The sequence below is a fragment of the Nocardia sp. CA-084685 genome, from assembly GCF_050955785.1.
Taxonomy (GTDB): domain Bacteria; phylum Actinomycetota; class Actinomycetes; order Mycobacteriales; family Mycobacteriaceae; genus Nocardia.
Genome location: NZ_CP192094.1, coordinates 6737040 through 6758129 on the forward strand (window position 1 = coordinate 6737040; position 21090 = coordinate 6758129).

Genomic DNA, 21090 nt, shown 5'->3' on the forward strand with positions numbered 1-21090 from the left:
CGAAACAGCCTCCAGCACAACGGAACCAGCGACCGACGGCACACACCCCGACCTGACCACGCTGTCGCATACTCCCATCCCGCGATCGTGTGTCGTCATGGTGGCGTCGCGGCTGCGCGAGGCTCTGCGTGTCCCCGAGCAGTTCCTCGGCACCGACTTCTTCGATCTGCCTCGGGATGTGCAGTGGGACGGCCTGCAATCGGCCGAGGTGGCGCTGTCGCTGGTGCTCGATGCAATGCGATCCGGAGTCGATGTCGCCGGTGCCGAATTCCTCGAGCGGGCCAGCGGCAAGGTTCACGACGGCTGGGTCCAGCGAAACTGGCGGACCGCCACCGACGAACAGCGGCTGCCGTACGAAGATCCCGGCTTCTCCGAGGAGCAGCGGGAACTGGATCGGGAGGTAGTGCGCGCGGCGGTCGACCTCGTCACAGTCGACCGGCCGATATCCCTCGGTCTGGATGCACAGGTGTCCGACCCGTTCGAGGACTGCGCCACTGCCGCTGAGGTCCGCGCGGTATTGACGCGCATGTATGGACTCCGGGTCCTCGGGTTCGACAACCCGGAATTCGGTGTCGAGTCGGCCAGAGAGTTCGCGCGGGCGGTGCATGCGATGTTGACCAAGTACCCTCACCTCGAATTACATCAGATCAAATTCGGATCTACCAAGCGAATATTCGCGGAAAGCGAAAATATCGCCGGGAGCGACGAAGGATATTCACCTTATACGCGATCGATTACGCTGAGCGAATCGATCATCAGCGACCCCGCATGGTTCAAAACCACCTGGGGATATATGGTGCGCGGCGGGAAGGCAGTCGGTTCGGTCGATAAACCGGAACGCGGACTGATCCTGCGCGAATTCGGCTATATCGTCGAGAACGCGGGCCGAATACGCGACGGCAATCGCGCAATTGGCGTATTGGTCGATCACTATCGAGTCACGAATAACGAATATTCCCCGATCGAAGGGTTCCGGGCATGGCGGGATGGTCAGTTCCGGGCCTACAGCAAGGATAAGAGCGGCGAGTTCGACATGGCCAACGCCAAGGCTGGATCCTTCGCGGCGATGGAGCACGATCCGGCCGACGCGACAATGCCGGAATCGATCCTCTATCACGCGTCGGTGCGCGCGGCCGCGGCGGAGGCCAACCTGCGGAATCAACGGCGCGCACTGGCGGCGGAATATCACCCCGTGCCCCCCGCCGAACAGGCGATCAAGAACGCGATGATCGCAACAGTGCGCGCGGAGCGTGGGGTCGAGATGATCGGTTTCGATAACCCCGGAATCAGGGCGCAGACCGTTCGCGAAATAATCGACGGCACTATTCATATGATCGCCAGGTTCCCAGCAATCGGCAAACCCGAGTTCCTGGTCATCCCGCTGCAGGAGGATACATTCGCCGACACGGTGCCGAGCAAGGCCATCGAATTCAACGAACAGTGGGCCACCGCGCCAGAGTTGCTACAGCGCCAGATGGCCGCGATGGTGGCCAACGGGAGTTGGCGGGCTGACCCCGATCGGGTGTGGTACTGCCTAACCATCCACGAGCTGACGCACCGGCTGCGCAAGATCATGGCGGGCAATACCGAGTCGGACATTTCCGCGAAACTGCGCGCACACTTCCCGGGAATTCCCGGAGCGACCGACGACGGTTTCCTGCATTTGCCGCCGGGCGAATTCAGCACTTACGGATCCACCACCACGAATTTCAAGCTCGAGGAAGTCGTGGCGGAAGCAACCGTCGCCGGTGAAGTCGACGGTCTGACGCCGACAGCAGGCGAACGCGTGGTGCACGACGCACTCGTCGAACAGGCCGCCGCCGAAGCCGCACGGCTCGGTCTCACAACCGAAGCACAGGTGGTCGACGAGACGGACGACGGTGACGACAGCGACAGCGACGGCGACGCCACGACGCCACAACGGGACCCGGAACCACCTCCAAACGCGCCGACAGGCGGGTCCGTCGCTCTGCAGCCACCAACAGCAGACCAACCCGCAACGCCGTCTGATCGCGAATCCGACGGCCACGCCAGCACTGCTACCGGACAACCGAAGGCACAACGCGCCATCTTCGTCGGCTACGGGAACGTCGGAGACCCCTGGGACGGCGGAGAAGTAAAGCTGGGGATGGGGCGCAACAAGCAAGTGCCCGGCCTCGCGCCGTTCCACGCCGACGGCGGTGGTGCGGCACGGCGACGTCGAACCGAAGACGCACCCGGAGCGGCAGGCCGCGCCGAGGTTCCCCCAGCCGCCGAATCAACGCACACCGCCGATGGAGAGCCGAGAACCACTGCGGAAGACACTTCACACGCACTACCGGCCGGCGCAAGGAATTCCGAACCCGACGGCACTGCAACGCACCCGAGCGGCGTGCCATCTACTGATCCGGCTGAGGCGGACTTGCTCGATGGCACAGTCGCTGGACAAGACGCCGAGCAGACTCCTGATTCCGGCCACCGCACTGATCGCGCCCAACCGACGACTTCAGGACCGCCCCTTTGGCAACGGGGCCGCTCGGCATCGGCCACCGGCAGCAGCCGAGCCGAGCATGATAACGACGATTCCGGCACCGCTGCGCCGCGGACCGAAACCGTGACGTTCAACCTGTTGTCGGAGTCCGAGGCACGTCGAATACTGTCCGCTCAGCGGCAATTGGACGAGTTCAAGCGCAATTCCGATGGTAGTGGACAACCCGGTCCCGTGCCGCGGGTGATTCGAGCCGGGGCACAGCCGGATGGCAATCGGGATGTGGTCGAGGAGTACCTCGCCAACGGATATGTCGCACATGGCACCTATCACCCGTTCGGAACGCTCGTACCGCAGTTCCCGCGCCGCCCCGGGGAAACGTGGATGGGACGGCCGATGCCACTCGCGTGGGCCACGAGTCGGTCCGATCGAGTGTTCTACTTCGCGTTGTGCGAGCGGCCCACTGTCGAAGGCGGTTCATGCACGCACTACTCGCCCGATGGATCACAGATGATCGTGAGCTACAGCCTGCCCGCGGGCACGCACGCAGTGCTGGCGGCTCCGGAAAACCGCGGGTACGTTCTCTTGTTCCGAGAGGAACTGTGGCGCAAAGCCACCGCACAGCAGGTCTACGTGACCGATCGCCCGCTCGTGCCGGAGGTCATCGTCGAAATAACCCCCGACGCATGGCGCGGCCCGTCCCTGACGGACCTTCCGGTCAAACCCGCTGTCAGACACGACCATCAACATTTCGGATACGAATTCGAGGACGAGGTACACGAATTCGAGGATTCTCCGGGAGGCAAGCACACCCTTTACACGCCGACGTCCACCCACGCGCCGAGGCTGGCACCCTGCGCTTACGGCATGCATGTGCGTATCCCCGTCGACCCCAACTGGACCCCGGATGTGGAATGGCAAAAGGATGCTCTATTCCCCCTAGGCGGTCAGCCGCAAACCCAACAGCGCCTGTGGCTGCCGGGAACCCCACCACCCGCCTGGCCGGCCAACCAAGCCGATTCACGCGGCCCGGCATCAGGCACTACCAGCCCCCCTCCACCGCAACCCGCTGGTGGCGTGCGCCAGACCGATGGACCGACCATGGGGACCGAAACCTTCGACCACGCAGGCCTGAACCCCTTCGACCCCGGCGCCGAACGCCATCGCCTCGCCGGTTCGAAATGGCCACGGGAAGCACTGAAACGAACGCTCGCCTTCCATACCGATCAGAACGACCACGACCCAGCCGACCACCGGCTGTGGGACGAACCCTCTGCCACGCCGCCCGGCGGCAGCGAAGAACACGCGAACAGCCAACCGGCCGCACACCATCGAGACGACCAGCCCGCTACCGGCAACGTGACGCCGGAGCAACTCAGGCAGTTGGTCGAAGAGCATGTCGCGCAAGGCCATCCGGAGCAGGCGGTCGACCTCATTCGTAAGCAGTTCGGCGCGGAGGTGTTCGAGCTTGCCGATCGGGTCGTCGGACGCTCATCGGCGCACGACATCGCCGACGAAGTATGCGCGACAGCGATCAAGCGGTTCTCCCAGATCAACAACGCCATGGGCATCGAGGAATGGGTAGTTACCATCGTCGCCGGAAACATTGTGGGACAGCATCGCCAAGCTGCCGCGATCTGGCACACGGTCCGGAATTTCGTCATCCGGGGCGCAGGGCTGGCGGAGTCCGATCCACTGATCCAGGTCTGGGCCGAGGCGTCTACCTCGGACGTCCGGCGCTGCCTCAACGCCCTTACAACCGATCGCAGGGGTCGCCTTGCTCGATTCGCATTGGCCGCGGCCGGTGAGAAATCGGTCGGGCCGATTCCGCCGAGCATGGTATGGGGCGCGGCCCGCGAATGGGCTGTCCGGGTTGCGGCCGCAGGAGGCATCCACGCGGAGCTACCCACTTCACCGCAGCCGCATAAAGAGTCCACTGATAAGGTCGAAAAACGCACGCCCACAATAGCTTCAGCCCCAGGCGAAGCGCCGGGGGCGCACCAGGACCGTATTCCGACGCAAGGGAACCTGACCGAACTCGAAACCGAAGTGCTCCGTATGGTCGCGGCGGGCTGGACCACCGCTGAGATCGCGGACGCTCACGAAATAGCCACCCGCGCCGTGTACTCCCACATCGAACGCATCCGGGGCAAGCTCGATACCCGTGGCGATCGGGCGGAGCTTGTCACAGAGGCCAAGCAAAGACACATCATCGGTGATGACGATCCGCCCGCTACGCCGAAGAAACCGCGCCCGGCTGAACCGCCGGTGGTCCATGAGGTACCCGCCGCGGAAATCGCGTCGGCGTTGGCCCGCAGCCTCATTCTCGACAGACTGCCGACGGTCGTGCGGGAAGCTTTGGACAACGATCGGCCCGCGTTGGAAGAGTGCATCGATGAGCTCACCGAGGCCCAGCGGGCCTGCCTCGATCACCGGTTCCGGCGCGAGGAGAGCCTCGAGATCACTGCGAAGGCGTTGGGCAGCAACGTAAGTGCGGTCAAGGTGATGCAACGGGCTGCCTTTCTCCGCCTTGCTCAATTGTTGGAAGCCGATGCGGGTAACGAGCCCTTGCAGGTGGTCGAGAATGCCTTGCTCCACGATCGAGCGGCATTCGACCAGCACTTCGCTGAACTCGGCGAAAAACAGCAGACGGCAATCGCGCTGCGGCTCATACAGAACCAACCGAAGCGTGAGGTCGCACGGATACTAGGTCCAGACCACAGAAACACCTACTACAAGGCCATACAGCGACTTGCCGCACTACTGCTCGGTGACGCCGAGCCACGCAGGCAGACCGCCACGTCGATCAGCGCCGGGACGCAAACGGCTTCGGGAACAGTCGAAGACCGGGGACCCGATGAGACGAACGACGACGACGATGAGCCCGACGATGGCACCGCCGTAACGCCATCGGACCCCGAATCGCCCACCGGCGGACCGAGTGGAACCGACGCAGCGCGGCCATCGGCGGAGGACGAAGCAGGCCCGGTCGAGCAAGCACCGGTCTATACAACCGACAGTGCTCCCACCGCCACCGACGCAATACGGCACGGTTCCGACAGTCCCGAATCGGCTCCGGAAGCGGCTGCGCGACAAGATAATTCGATGGCGGAACCTGGACAGCCGGCCTCCGAGGCCGCGCAGCACAGCCAACGACCCGTTCGCACGGCAGCCCCGACCGCCATGGGGATCCCTCCGACGACCGACCCGCAGGACACGCGTCTCCGGCACCCTCCGGCGCCGCCCGGCAGCGGATCGCCGCACGAAATAGCAGCTCCGCGGGGCCGGCAATCCGAGACGGAGGGGACAGCACCGATATCACCGGGACGAACACAACACCTCGCAACAAATCGCACTGACCGCGATCCGCTCGCCCCCACACACTTCCGCGCCGCCGGCTGGAACCGTCGGGCCCGCCGCATGAACACGATCCTGGCCGTCCAACGCAACAACATCGCGGACGACCCCGTAAACGGGGTTCGCAATAGGCAGCCCCACACAACCGGCGAAGGCTGGCCTCGGGGCGCCGGCGAACCCCTACCACCGGACACCGGTGCGCAACAGGCTGTGCCGCATCGACCTCCACCCGAACCGACAGGCGCGGTGGTGGTGCACGATGTGGACGAATTCGACGAGCTGGCCGATCTGGAGCCTGGACGCCCCAACGGCGAGCTTTCCGGCGTCGTCTTCGCGGTCGGCACAGCGACGACCGTGTCGGCGACACTTTCGGTCCGGACTGGCTCCGACGGGCGTCCGCTGACGTCACTGTCCCTGCACACGGTCGAAACACCCGCGTGGCACGACGAGGTGGAAGAAGCCCTCGAGTTGCCCTACCTCCAACTACGGGCCGGCGACGTGACAGCGGAATGCCGCATCAGATATGTCGTCCACCACGACGGGTCGATCGATGCGTACGTCATGTACAACCACCCTGCCTTGCCCGGCAACGATTTCCGCCTGATACGCGGAGCAATCGACACTGCTCTCCTCGAGCGCAGCTCCAGCGCGGAACTCTTGATCACCGAAAGCTACGAGGCGGACGCCGCCACGGCCGCACGCGTTGTCACGCGGGTGACGTCGCGACACGCGTATTGGCGACGGATGGAGAGTGGCTGGCGAGCCGACCTGACGATCGGACAAACCGTTTCCTCGCGCGCCGCTCGGATGCGTGACGGCGAGAACGCGGCGGATTGGCTGGTCGACCGGCTGAGCGAATTCGGATGGGGCACCGCGGCAGGAGTGTCGCGTGCGGCCTCCGCGCTCGGCGCGGTGGTTCTGGAGCCGCTGCAGCACAGCGACACGGAGGTACAGATCACCGTGGCAGTCACCGGACCACACGATCCGGTGCGGGTGGAAATGGTCGAGGCCGCTGACCGGGGCCCGCAGCTGACCGGATCGATCGACGTCGACGACAGCGGCACATACGTTCTCGACGATACGGCGCAACGGGTCACCTGGTTCGAGGTTCGGACCGCGCCACCCGCACCGCCCGGTGGCGGCGGTGGCAATGGCGACGAACCACCGCCGCCACCGACCGACGTAACACCAGCCGCACCGTCGAACGACATTGGCGCCCAGCCACTTCCGGAAGCGCCAGCCGCACCGGACACGACTGACGATGCAACCACCACCGATCCGGGTGCACAGCACGACGAAGACACCGACCAGCCGAACCACGGACCAACCAGCGCCCAGCTGACGATCATGGATCCCGGCGCGGAGAACGTCGCGCCCGGACCCGAGTATTGGCGCCCCGTGCAGGACGCGATCAAGCGAGTGGTGGCGATCGACCCTGAGGGATTCGAATACCTGCTGAAGATGCCGATGCCCCGAGACGGGGCACCATTCGGGGCCGATTGGGTCAGCAATCGGCGGGACTGGTTCCACGCACTGTTCAAGGAAGACATCGACAGATTGCGGGACGTGGAGCTCACCGAGAAGGATCTCCTGGAGCTTGCCCGGTTCATCCAGCGCTTCCCCGTGTACATGACGCTTGCGCTGATCAACGTGACCGGCTCGTCGGTCGATCAACTTGTCCATGAGCACAAGATCGACTGGCGCACATTGTTCTTCACGCAGGTGAAGATCACGAGGGACAGCGAGACCATCCCGGTCTGGAAGTTCCGGACCAAGCCGGTAGGCGCCCCCGAAGAGGCCAGCCGCCGGGATTCCACCGACGAGACAAGGTGGCAGAGCTGGCAGCGCGCCACCTCGAACGATGAACTCCCGCAAGTGCTGCTGATCGCGGCCGGCATCATGCAGTACTTCTCCGGCAGGCCGATGCTGGACGACGACATCGAGCTGATGGACGACGCACGCGCGCGGGGGGTGATCACCGATGACGAGTACGCGTTCTGGATCCAGCACCTGAAGGACGACCTCTGGTCCGCAGGGTTCTACCCGGGATGCCGCTGGCTAGAGGCACAGAGCGACGAATACCTGCGGGCTCGGGTCGACTGCGCGTTCATCTGGTCGAGAATCGGTTCTCGCCCGGCTGAGGAATACCTGATGGCGGTGACCGACAAGTACCTGCTGAGCACCGTCCAGCGGGAAAGCACGGAGATCGTGTTGGGCACCGCGAACGACATCGTCGAAAGCATCGCCGGTCTGCTTCCCGGACGATCCGGGCAGATGCTCCTGGCGACGGGACAGCACATCTTCGGGGGCATCACCGGCAGGATCGCAGGCGCAGTACGCGCCGCGACAGGTTGGGCGGCCGACCACGTCTACCCGGCGCCGCGGACGGACGCCGAGCCCGAGTCGACATCCGCACCCAGACGAGCGACCGACAATGCCGCCGCCAAGCCTGCGTCAGACGCGGACTCCCCGCCGCGCAAAGGCAAACCCGCACACCCCCAGGGACTCCTCGACCCCGACAACCCGCTCGGCGACGGCGGCAACGTCCTCGACGACGGCCCCGGATTCGGACGAGCACGCGGACGTCACCGAATAGAACAGCAATGGGCACCCCACGCCGACGGCGGCGGCTTCGCCAAGGGCGCGCAACCCGAACCACCACCTCCGGCAGCGTCTGACACCCCGGAACCAGCCACCCAACACACCACTGCGGGAGGCGCCGGCGCATTGCCACCCATCAAGGAGACAGTGTTCAACGAGGTACTGGCTATCGTCGGCGACAAGAAGGTCGCGAACGACATCACCGCGCAGGCCGTCGCTCGGGCCGGTGCGGAAGATCCGGTATCGACGCTAACGGCCGCCAAGGAGCTGGCGGTGGAGCAATTACGGTTCGCACTGTTCCGCCAGCAAATGATGCTTCGCATCGCACCCTTCAGCTCGGCTCAGGCTGAGTTCACGATCCGTGCGCTGTTCCAGGCGAGCAGATCGGAGATGGAGCGTTGCCTGGACGCTCTCGACTCCGACGAACGCGATCTCCTCGTAAGAAGTTTCTGGGACGGAAATCGCGGCGCGAAAATTACTACCGACGTGGAGCCCCGCACCATTCGCCGGCTGGCAATGCTGCTCGCCGCCGAAAGGCCGAACACCAGCAATGCCGACACCGACGCCGACCGATCTGATTCGCCGGACGATCCCCGGGAGGAAACCATGCCCGGCCACCTCGCTATCGAGGAATGCCGGTATCTCGGTGGAACCGCCGGCGTGGACATGCCCGACGATATGGTCAGCGCTCTGCTGAACTCGGCATTGGTCGACCTCGCTGCGGCCCATTCCGGAAATTACAACTGGAATATCCGCGTCGGTAAATTCATGATCCGAATACCCAACCCGGATTCCGACGATCTGGACACAAAGGTGGAGCCCGAATGGCAGATACTGGAAAGGCTGGCCCGACACGGGATACCGGATGTGCCACGAGTTTTCAAGGTAATCGACGGCGTCGTCCTGCCCGATGGCCGCCGTGTCGACGGGGTCCAAATCCAGGGGTTCGTCGACGGTGCCGAGCGGGTTGCCGATATGGGCGATATACCGGTCGATGAAATCGTCGCCGACCTCGAGGAATTCTTCCGTCGAATGCGCGCGATCCCGGTGACATCGGGAGCTCCGACCACCGATGATCCGCAGGGTCGGCTACGTGACCCCGGCGAGTTCATCCGCGAACTGGTCGCCGAAAGGACCAAGAAATACGAGCAGGCGATGGCGGAATTCGGCGACAACTTCGCCAAGGTCGAAATTCCAGCGGACCCATTCGCACCAGTTGTCGCAATGTCATGGACGTTTGACCCGACCCGGTATCGAGTCCTCCACGTCGACCCGCACTTCGGTAATGTGCTGTTCCGGATCGCCGATCGCCGGATTATTCTGCTGGACTGGGAGCTGTCCAGGGAGGGAGACCCAGCCTATGATTGGGCTCGCCTCGACCTACTCGAAGGGGTCGGGCCATCCGGCGGGTATGTCTATCATGCATTGGAGCAGATCAGCAGAGTTATCAACGATATGATCCGGCTGACTCGCGTGGCCAGATTCGGACTTCTCACCCCTGACCAAATCCAATTCGTAAAGACGAAATTAGTGCAGGCTTTCGGCGTCGCCAGATCGGAGTGGGGCTTTCCCACCGCACTGCATAGCCACACGATCTTCGATGCGCTCCGGGTCGGCAATCCGCACCCAGCGCGAGCGACGGGTGTCGGCGGGCCAGCGCCGACAGGCAACGGCGAATCACTGGAACCTGCCGGGGTCCTCTCGGGTGCGCATCATTCGACGCCAGGATCCGGAGCGCGCCTACGCACGGCCGCGGTATCGCTCCCCCCGTCGACCGTTACCGCGAATGTGGCTCCCCCGCACCCTTCGCCCGTCCAGCTCCCGACTTCCGAGCTGATCGGGCTGAGCTGGGGCGGCCTCTTCGACGAACTGAACAGCGCTTCCGATGACGACGTTCGTTCCTTCATGGTCGATATGCACGCCAGGGTCACCTCCCACGTGGCGGCCTTCCGCCGCGGCGAGACGCCGCCGATCGAGGAGTTGATCGGCGCGACAAGAGCACTGAACGTGGCGATAAACGAGGTGCGTGAGCGGATGCGCGACGCGGCACCTGCGGGACCGGTGACCGACTATTCGACGCTATTCGCCCTAGCGCGAGACATCGAGGTCCGCACCCCGGTTTTGCGCGAGATATCCGCCGCCACCATCGCGGTGTTCGACAGCGTGGGAATCTTGGCCGACTCCGCCGATGGACTCGCGGACGCCGACTGGCAGGCGCAGTTCCTCGGCCGCGCAGCGTACTACGCGGAGCGGGCCGTTCGGCTCACACCGTGGGCGAAAGAGATATCGGTGCCTCCGAATGCCGAGCCTTCCACAGAGGAGCGCGGTCCCGCCGAATCCGCTGCCAAATACCTGAAACTCAATCCAAGGCCGGACGTCTTGGAGGGGTGGTCCGAATATATCGATGATTTGCTGCTCGAGCGGCTGGAACATGAATTCGACACAACCTTGCTCGATGCCTTGCGGTCCATGCCGCACCGGGATGCAACATTCTCGAATATCCAGGAAGGCCCGGATGATGCGTTCGCTTCGGCAGCAGCCGACTACCTGTCGGATTTGCTGACAGCCGCGCGGTACTACCTGACTCGCGCGTACGACCCCGGCAATGGACTGGACCTTCTGCGACGAATCACAGACGTGTTGCGCGCAGTCGACGCTCGACTCTCGCCTGGGCAAGTAGTGCGAGACGTTCGTCGCGAGATACGCCAGCTGCATCTCGAGCTCACAGATCTCCATGAGGACACCGTGCACTACCGCCGTGACGCAATGCGCGAGCTCGCGGCCGGAAAAATCGGACGTCACACCGTTCTCGTCGAGGAGTTGGACGAGACGCTCGCATTGCTCCGCCGTATGGCGGATCCCGCGACCGAAACCGCCCAGGGCACCCCCGCGCCCGGTGCCGCAGCTCGGCAGCAGAAGCCGACCTCAACGAAGCCGCGTGGAGCTGGCGGCGCTACCCCGCCCGGACCGGTGGTCCCCTTCCATGAGTTCGACGTACGCGACGCGCTTGATCTGCCCGCCCGACGCAGACCTCGCCGACCGCGCATGGGTCGGCCTGGATTCGCCGGAATTCCCGACGGCGGAGTCGCTTTCCACCACAACCCCGATGACGGCCAGCAGTGGGGCCCGACTGCACCGCCGGCACAACCGCCAGCTCATGCAGTCCCCGGCGAGGACGCACGCGCGGACCAACCCGATCAATCGAAAACGGTCATCGCTGCGCCAGAGTTGGCACCTGAGTTGGGCCGGGCGCTCGAGACCGCCGAGAACGAGGCGGCGCAGGTGGCTGCGGAAGGGCTGCGGCTGGCTCGGAAGCTCGGGATGAAAACCGAGCACGCCCACCGGGCGGAGGTCGAGGGCGTCGAGCAGGTGATCCTGGATCTGCAGGCCAGGCAGCGTCGGCGGTTCGATGCCGCTTTGCGGGGGCTTGTGGTCGACGGATTCGCGACGCTGGTGCTGCGCGACGAGGAGTTGGTGCCCAAGGCGGCCGAGCATTTCGAATTGCTGAAACCGCATATCAAGAACGCCCGGAATTACGTGCACGAGGTACGGACCGCGTTGGCGGTGCTGGCCGCCAGGGATGTGCTTACGGCTTTGGGGGCGGAACCGATTCTGGATGATGACGGTCACCGGATCGAGGGGTTCGGTTTAGTGCCTGGCCAGGGCATCGTGGTCGCATCGCCGCTACTCGGTCAACAGAACCTGGCAGACGAGCTGATACCGGGGCTACGGGAACGAATGGCAGAGGAAGGGATCCCGATCGAATACCTTCAGGTATTGATCGATGATAGTGCCCAGCTGACCGTGGAAGCGATATCCGGCGAACACACTGAGCCGGAGTCGGCGATGCAGTACTACGTCGACCGTCCGGACTCCCGTGAGGCCGACCGGGAAGCCAAGGCATGGCTGAACGACCTCGCCGATGAGCGATCGTTCGCCGAGAAGTTGGCCGAAGCGCAAGCCTGGGGTGAGGTCGCACGAATCCGTCTGGAGACTAGAGATCATCACACCTCGTCGGCATCGGTCTACTTGATCATCTACCGGAATGGTTATCGGGCGGTCCTGAAGAAGGTCCGAGAAAAGGACCACGCCGATGCCGAGCAATTGGGTGCGCGGACACTCCGCGATGTCGGAACGCGGGCTCCGGAGGTGCTGCGCCTCGACGACCTCACGCTGATGGTGGAATATGTGCCGGGGATTCCGGCGAACAAGCTGTTCTGGCACGGGAAAGACGGGTGGCGCGAGCATTTCCCGACACCCGCGGCAATGCGCCAAGGTTTGGGCGACATGCTGATCCGCCCATTGGATCGCCATGAGGGCGGCAATTGGCTGCTCGCGCACGGATTCCACATAGTGCCGATCGATAACAGCAACGCATACCAGGCGGAGTGGCCGCAACCGAAGGGGTTCAGCGATCATTTCTGGGCGATCAAGAACGGCTTGGCCACATACATCAAGCATCATCTTCCGAGCTCGGAACTGAATGACATCCGCGAGCGAATCCGTGCTTCGGAGTCCGAGTACGGCGATCTCCGCCGCTGGGATTGGTACTCGGGTGTGAGCCGGATCTTCGAGCAGATAGTCGCGAACGCGGAAGACGCGGTGCCGCCCACTCGCGAACCCATCGATGTGCTGCGGCTTCTCGAACAGCTTCGCGACGATCTGGCCGACCGGTTCGGCCTGCCATATCCACACGACACACGGACACCACGCGAATGGCGTCGCGCGGTCGCCGAGCTGCGACAGACGTACACCGATAATTCCGACCCGGAAATGCTCGGCTATGTAGACACTTTGGACGGGCTGGTCAAACTGCACCTGCACGCCCAGATAAAGGAGGTTAGCGCCGAGGATCTCGACGGCACCTGGGAAACCGAGGAGCCGATCGACGATACCCGGGTCGAATTGGTCGACGCGTACTTGGAAGGCCTGTCGCTGCGACTCGAGGATTTGGCGCAAGGCGCGCACTACCCCGATGCCAATGGCGAGACCGACGCGCAATGGCAGACCCGCTTCGACCGCGAAATCCAAAGTGCGACAACCGAATCACTGCTAGACGATGCTCCCGCCGGACCGGTGCCAGACCAGTCGCGCGAGAACCGTCAGGGGCCGGCAACCAACCCCGAGCGGCCGCGGGGCACCACAGGCGCCCCCGGACTCGGCGACCCCCAAGGACCAGAGCTGCATTTCGACGGCCGCATCGACCCCGCGGCGCTCGACCTTCCTGCCCCGAAACATCCCAGACGACTCGCCCGCGGACACCTCAACCCGGTAATCAACGCCATCGGCCCCAACCCCGAGGGACACGCATTCGGCCCACCTGGACAACAGCGCAAACCACCGACACCACCAGAGGACGCACCCACGGGCCGGAGCGTCGCACAAGGCCCAGATGACATCGTTCCGCCGAGCGAGCCCGAGCAAATCGGCACCGAAGCGGCGAGTCCCTCAGCCCAGCGACCGCACGAGTCCGCCGATACGGCGGAAGAGCCGACCCACCCCGATGCGCTGACCATGCGGATTGTGCTCGAAGAAGCTGTGCCGCACCAGGACTCGGAAGAATCGGATGCGGCGACGGTCGAGACCGCCGCGCAGCCGTCGACCGGATCCAATTCCGCGGCGCAACCAGACATCGACAAAGCCGCAAACCCGCGGTCCGAGCCCGATGACTCTGAATCAGCACCCACCGAAACCGCGCGGGAACGGATCGGATTGCCCGCCGACGCGGATCCGATGCCATCAGCGGCCGACCGGAACGTCGACGTCGAGCATAATCTCGCATTTCTCGCCCGCCACCACGACCACTTCCCGGTCGAATACACCACCGACCCCGGACTCGTGTATATCCCCGATCCTGGTCACCCGCCGACCGAAATACTTACGACCGGCATCACGCCGAGAGGCGAAGGGCCCCTCACCACATACCGCGATATCGACCAAGCCCGCCGCTGGTCCGTTACGGGACGCGTCTACGTCGCACGCCCCGAGGCCGGATTCCTGCGCGCCGACCCCGACCGATCCGTCCAACTCATCGGTGGAATCACTGGATCGCGGATCCTCGGCTACTACCACTTCGGGCCGGAGGTACCGCTCACCCGCCCAGACGGATTCGCCACTCCCGCCCACCACGCCGGCGACTGGATCCCCAATACCGTGCGCGGCGACGCGGCCCCGCCGCCCTTGCCAATAGACAATTCCGCGGACTCGCCCATCGATGTCCCCGAACCGACACCGGTCACCGACCGGACGATCGACGACAACCAACCAGCAGCGGAACTCGATTTCGACGGACCGCTCTACATTGCAGCGCCACCAGTCGATCTCGAAGGTCCGCTATATATCGCGGATACCGAGAAAACAGCGCAGTCGAAAACCAGTAATGAGCAGGTCGTTGGAAACCGACATCCGTCGGACTCCGAAGACGGCGTCGGCGACGACCCGGATTCGGCGAGCCTTGTCGTTACTCTCGAGCCGGTCTTTGCCGAGTATCCGATCTTGCGGGACCTGTTGCTTTCGGCCGAGGATTACCGGTCGCTCGGTAGCGATGAAGGCGAGGTGATGCCGAGAGATGTGGCCTCGGCGCTGCGCGACGCCGCGGTGCGACTCGGCCGTAAGGTGACCACTGGTCACTCCAACGACATCTACCTGCTGGGTGAATTCGCTATCCGCATTCCGCGGGCAGGCACGGCCCAACTCGACTTCGTGCTCTGGCCGAAGGAGTACCGGACGTTGCAGGCGATCGCACAGCACGCGCCGCGCCTCCGGCGGCGGACACCGCAGGTACTACACGCGGAAGTCGATGACCGGGACAATCTCATCTTCGAGATTCAACGGCGAATAGACGGCACACCGGTTCGTGACCTTCGCGAAGACGAGGTAATGAATACGATCTACTCGATAGCCGGGGAGCTGGCGCAGGTGCCCGTGCCACAGGATTTACTTCCACTCCCTGACGGTTATCCCGAATCCGGCGACTCGGTGGGGTTCTTCCGGATGCTGATGGACCACTTCGAGCAGCTGTATCAACGGTACCGAGCGATCCCGGCGTACCGGGCCGTGTTCGACGAGCTCGACCTTCCGGAGTCGCTGACCGCTGGGTTGGAGTCGGAACTGCCCTACATTCGCTCCCAGCCATTCCGCATCCTGCACGGAGATATCACACAGGCAAATGTGTTGCAGACGCCGCTCGGCGTGATGCTGGTGGACTTCGGCTTGGCCATGTACGGCCCACCGGATTTCGAAGCGGCGATCATGCGGCATCGCAGTCCTGGCACCGTGCACGCATTCGAGCGCCTCCCGTCTCATCTGGTCCCCTATTTCCACCTTTTGGACCGAGTGCGCGTTCTGCACGACACGATCCGCCTTACGGACGAAGCGGCCGCACCCGACCCCGACCCCGACCCCGGCAAGACCTTCGAACTCGCCTGGAACGTGTCCCGAGCATTTGCCATGGCAGCCCGGGGGTGGCCCAACCACCCAGTGCTGCCGGCGCATGATCGGGTTCTCGACGTCGCCTTTGCTGCTCGGGTGCGGGAACCCGACGACGAGCTCGACGAACCGCTCTACGTGGATCAGACTGTCTCCCTCCTTCGCGGGATGAGCAATCCGCCGGTGCAGGCTCCGCCGACCGACCCATCCGAGCCCGTTAACGGCGGCTCCGGAACACTCCCCGGTCACAACGCCGCCGTTCCCAAGCCCTTCCAGCACCCCGGGGACAACCCATTCGCCCCCGAACGCCACCGCCTGGTCGGTCTTAATCGGCCGCGGCAACTCGCGAACCAGTTCCTGGCTTTCCACCACAATGACGATGTTCCCGGTGACGCCGTGCACTGGGACGAACCACACCGGCAAGTCCCGCAACAGCCGAACGAAAATGCCTCGGGCGCAAGGGAACCCGGCCAAGACCGCGAACCAGCAGCGGCACCACCACCGTCCGTCGAACCCACCGCGAGCGCGGTGGAGCACGTTCCGTCAGCACCCCCCAGCGCACCGTCGCCGCATGCTCATGAACAGTTCGTCGTCCGCGACGCTAGCGATATACCCGAGAACCAGGACCAACGAGTAAGTGCCGCCTATCCGGCACGCGACCAACTATTGCGGTTGCTCGGTGAAAAGTTCACCTGGCTCACCGACGAGCAGGTCGCGGCGGCGAACGTACTGTTCACCCAGCTGGTGGTGAAAGCGAGACAGCAACCGAATAGCCGGATCGAGGCCGTCGTGACGGCGACGGACGCGCAGGACATTCGCAAAACGCGCATCGAGGTGGTCACTATCACCGCGCCGGACAGCGCCGAGACGCCGTCTGAACACCAGCCCACCGTGGCGCTCAGAGCCCTCTCCGATGACCATGGCACCGATTACTCTGACAGCGGTATTCGGCACTCCGCCTGGTTCGAACTCCATCACCAGTTGGAAACCGGCCCTGAAGAACCACCGCCGCCAGGTGCCCGGATCGCGAGAAATCCGCGCTCCGGCAGCCCCGAGGAGGATGTGGTATCCGGCGTGCTCGTCGTCGATTCGCGGGCGTCCCAGCCGGAAACCCGTGGGCGTCCGCTCAGCATCAACGGGGTTGTCGTCAGCGCGGAGTACCGATCCGGTGTGCTGATTCTGCACGCCTCCGAAACGATGCGACAGCGGAACCTCGAAGAAGGGCCCCGGCATTCGAGACTGATCACCATCGATACCGGAACCGGTGATCCTCCGGTCGACTGCCGGATCGAGTACGCACTCGACCCGTACGGGAACGCCCATGCATGGATCCGGTTTTACAGTTCGGATAGCACCGATCTCAGCTTCGAGTACACCGCCCCTCCGCAGGCCGACGACATTTCGAAGATGATCGATGCTGCCCTGCACACCCGCTTCCCCACCAAAATGATCGCGGTACACGACTGGCAGCCTCCGTCTGGTTCAGGTTCATATCGGTACATCAGGCCGAGAGCACACACGCTGCAGCCGACCGAGAGCACCCCCGCCCCGGTCGAGTCGGCGCACAGCGCCGCTGTACGAACTGACGCTCCTACCGACATCACTCGCCCGAGCGATCTCACTCTGGAACAGTTCAACACTGCGTGGAGGCGCGCGGCATTCGCAGCGAAATGGTTGGCGACGCATCAACTGTTCGAACGGCATCGTCTTCATAGACTCTCCTGGCCAGCAGGAACGTCCGGCGCGGCGACGATGGATCTGACCTGGTTGTACGCAGTTCCCGACATTGTGCGGACCGATCCTGCTGTCGAGCCGCTGCTACAGGCATTCTGGACCCTCTTTCCGATGGATGATGGGCCACTTTCCGTAGGGCGGGTACGGGTGGCGAACAGCGCCCGTTATCCGGCGATCTTCGAGATGTGGCCCGACGAATACGCCATGCATCTGCAGTACGGGTCCCCGCTCGGAGCATCCGCGGCAACCGTGCGCCGTGTCGCTGCGGATAATGTCAGCCTCGCGCGCCTGGAAGTTCTGGCCGCGGCCGCGGAAGGCCCGCTACTCGCGCAGACGCTTCGTCGGTTGGCCATCGAACTGGCGCAATTCCCGGCCGACCCCGGCCCGATCTTCGAAGGTTTGCACGATGAAGACCGAACCGCATGGATATGGCCGACGCAACCGCATTTCAGCTTCGAACAGCGCAGATCTGGGGGCCTCGAGCCGATCCATTTCCCGGTGCCCGAAGAACTTATAACCACAACCGCTGCGGCACCTGCCGCGCGGCCGATGGGACCGGTGCCCGGCGCACCGGCACCCGACACATCCACAACCCGCCGATCGGTACGCTTCACGCCCAACGATCTGGCAAGAATAATTGGCCGACGACGCCCAACCAGCACGCCGAGCACGCCTACCGAATCCCTGCACCACATGGTATTTCAACAGGTGAAGGCGGTCGTAGGCTCCGTCGAAGCGGCCGAGGACATCACCACGGAGGCGATCGCGGAGCACGGGAACAACGACCATGAAGTAGTTATCGCCCACGCCCGCAATCGCGCGGTCGAACACGTTCGGTTCGAACTCTTCCGGCAGTCCATGCTGCGCGCATTGGTCGAATTCGTGAAGGTCGACCCCGCCGACCCCTTGGCTCGCGCGCTAGCTCCCGGACGGACCAGGCACGATGTCGAACGCGGTCTCGAGGCCCTTCCCGATGTCGAGCGCGATTACCTCATGGCCCGGTTCTGGAATGGTTCGACACGTACCGAGACAGCCAACCGGATGCGGCTCGACGAGCCACCACGGCAGTTGGAACGCCGTGCACTCCGCCGACTGGCGGCGGCGGTCGCAGTCGATACCGATGACGACGCGCATGCGAGCGGTCCGGTACCAGAAGCCGAGCGTCCGATACCCGGCCTGAGTACCAACGATCGATACAAGCCGATCGGCGGAACAATAGGCGAAGCCATGCCAGAGGAAATAGCCAAGGCACTTCTCGAGAGAGGACTTCATAGGCTGGCATCGGCTATGAAGGGGAGTAAGAACGCTAATGTTCCCGTCGGCTTCATCGATGGAAAGCCACAGTTCATGGTGCGCTTTCCCACGGCCGCTGCGGATGATCTGGATAAGACGAAGCTCGTCGAATGGCGCGTCTATCGGAAGTTCGCTGAGGCAAATGAGCCCTCAGTGCCACGCGTATACCGGGTGTTCCACAACGTCGAAATGCCCGACGGGAGCCGGGTCGATGAAGTCGTCCTCATGGAATACCTGCACTCCGAACAACTCGCGGATTCAATTGAACATGGGGGTCTGACAGACGAACTGATCAACGAGGTGATCGAACTTTTCGATACTCTCCACCGGCAGACATTCCTGGGGATCGGGGACCGCCGGAAATTCATCGAGGAACTCGTCGCCGAGGAAATGTCCAATATCCGGGCAGCGCTCCCCGAAATCGCCGATTGCTTCACGGCGCTGGGGATTCCGGAAAAGCCCTTCGAACCGGTACTGCGTTGGATCCATTCGGGCGTCATGTCGTCTGAAATTCACGCGCCGTTCGCCGTCGTACATCTCGACGCGCACTTTCGGAACCTGCTCCGCATCCTGAGTGGTGCACGAGCCGGGAAAGTGGTCGCGGTGGACTGGGAGCTGGCCAGGCCGGGTGACCGTGTCATCGACTTCGTCCGCATGTATCACCTGACCGGGGCCGGACCGGCCACGCAGCGCTTGCGGCAGAAGACATCGGCTTCGCCGAACGTGTGGGATGTATATTTCCTTTTCTTCGAAATCCAGCGAATCGTTCACGATCTCATCCGCCTGCGGCGGGCAGCGAAATACGGTCAACTCACCGCGGAGCAGATCCGCTTCGTCGGCAAAGAATTGCGAAGTGCCTTTGCGACCGCCAGACCAACATGGGCCCATGCCTCAGATATGCCCAGCACACAGATCTTCGACGCCCTTGGTGCTTCGATTCCGCCCGCGCAGTGGAGCCCGCCCGGCGACCTGTCCACGGTATCGCCCCAAGGCCGCGACGCCGACGCGGCAGAAACCCCCCGCGCGCTGCCATCGCGAGGCGAGATCGCAATGCCGGACCTCACCACAGCCACATTCGACGAACTCGAGGAGTGGGCCTTTGCGCTGCCCTTCCATGAGGCTCGGCTGCTGATGACCGAGACACGGGAAGAGGTCACTGCACACCTGGCGGCATTCCATCGTGGCGACCCACCACCGATCGCGGAGTTGACCGGCGCGGCGCGGAGACTGAACGCACTTACCATTGCGCTGGCACGCGAACTCGAAAAGCAATTCGTCGACCCGGGCCAACTCGGGCTCGACCCGGGAATGTTCAACAACGAAACTCTGTCCGAGATGTTGTTCATGCTCGCCGGCTGGAAGCCCGTCGCCTATGAAATGTGGCTCAGCGCGGGCCTGGTACTCGACAGCGTCGGCACCGTACAGAGGCCGCGATCCAGGCCGCACCCACTACACCACCTCCCGGTGCCGTTCTGGGAAATTCATCGCAATCTGGAACAGATTGTCGAAGCCGCGCACGAGGCCAGGGAAGTCGTTTCCGCCCGCAGTGTCAGCCGGGACGACCCCCGCCGTGAGCGTTTGATCGCAAACTTCGAGCAGACAGTGCAGCGATTCGCGGAATTGTCCGGTCCGCGGGTTCAGACCCGTTACGAATCGGCCGATATCAGCTTGCAGGTGCATTCGCAGGGAAGCTTTCCGCCCGAACTTGTAGATATCTTTGCTACGCTGCGCGAGCGAGCCGAGACATACAGTAACGTAACCATATACTGTACACAGGATGATAAAGCGTTCGCCGCCGTAGCCGAACCCTACCTGTGGAGCCTAATCCTCGCGGGAATGTACGTCACGAATCAAACAAGCCGCTACACCTCCGGACTCCACTATTTCGGTCAGGCTGCCGACGTACTCGACGAGATCGCGCGTCGCTTTCCCGTGCACTGGGCACCACAAACGGCCGCGCGCGAAATCCGCCTTTTGCACAACGAACTCAGCACACTCCATCGCGACCTGCCCGCCGGCCTGCGCGGACAGCAAATGAGTGAGGCCGTTGCCGAGCGTCTCATCTACCGCGCGGACGCTGACGAAGCGCTTCAGGAGACCCTGCGCCTGCTCCGCCGTGAGGCGGATACAACCCCGGCGGGATGAATTACACCAACTCCGCGGTCGAGATCGAACTCGTACGCACGGCATGAGGATGTTCATACCAATTC

Annotated in this window: 1 protein-coding gene (cut by a window edge); it reads left to right on the forward strand. The window is 63.7% G+C overall.

The features are described 5' to 3' along the window. A protein-coding gene (locus ACQP2U_RS30045) for a LuxR C-terminal-related transcriptional regulator (RefSeq protein ID WP_433710551.1) crosses the window boundary here: on the forward strand, positions 1–21025 show its end. It extends 22253 nt beyond the left edge of the window; 21025 of the gene's 43278 nt are visible here — the last part of the coding sequence; the start codon falls outside the window, past its left edge; its stop codon occupies positions 21023–21025. Positions 21026–21090 lie beyond the last annotated feature (65 nt).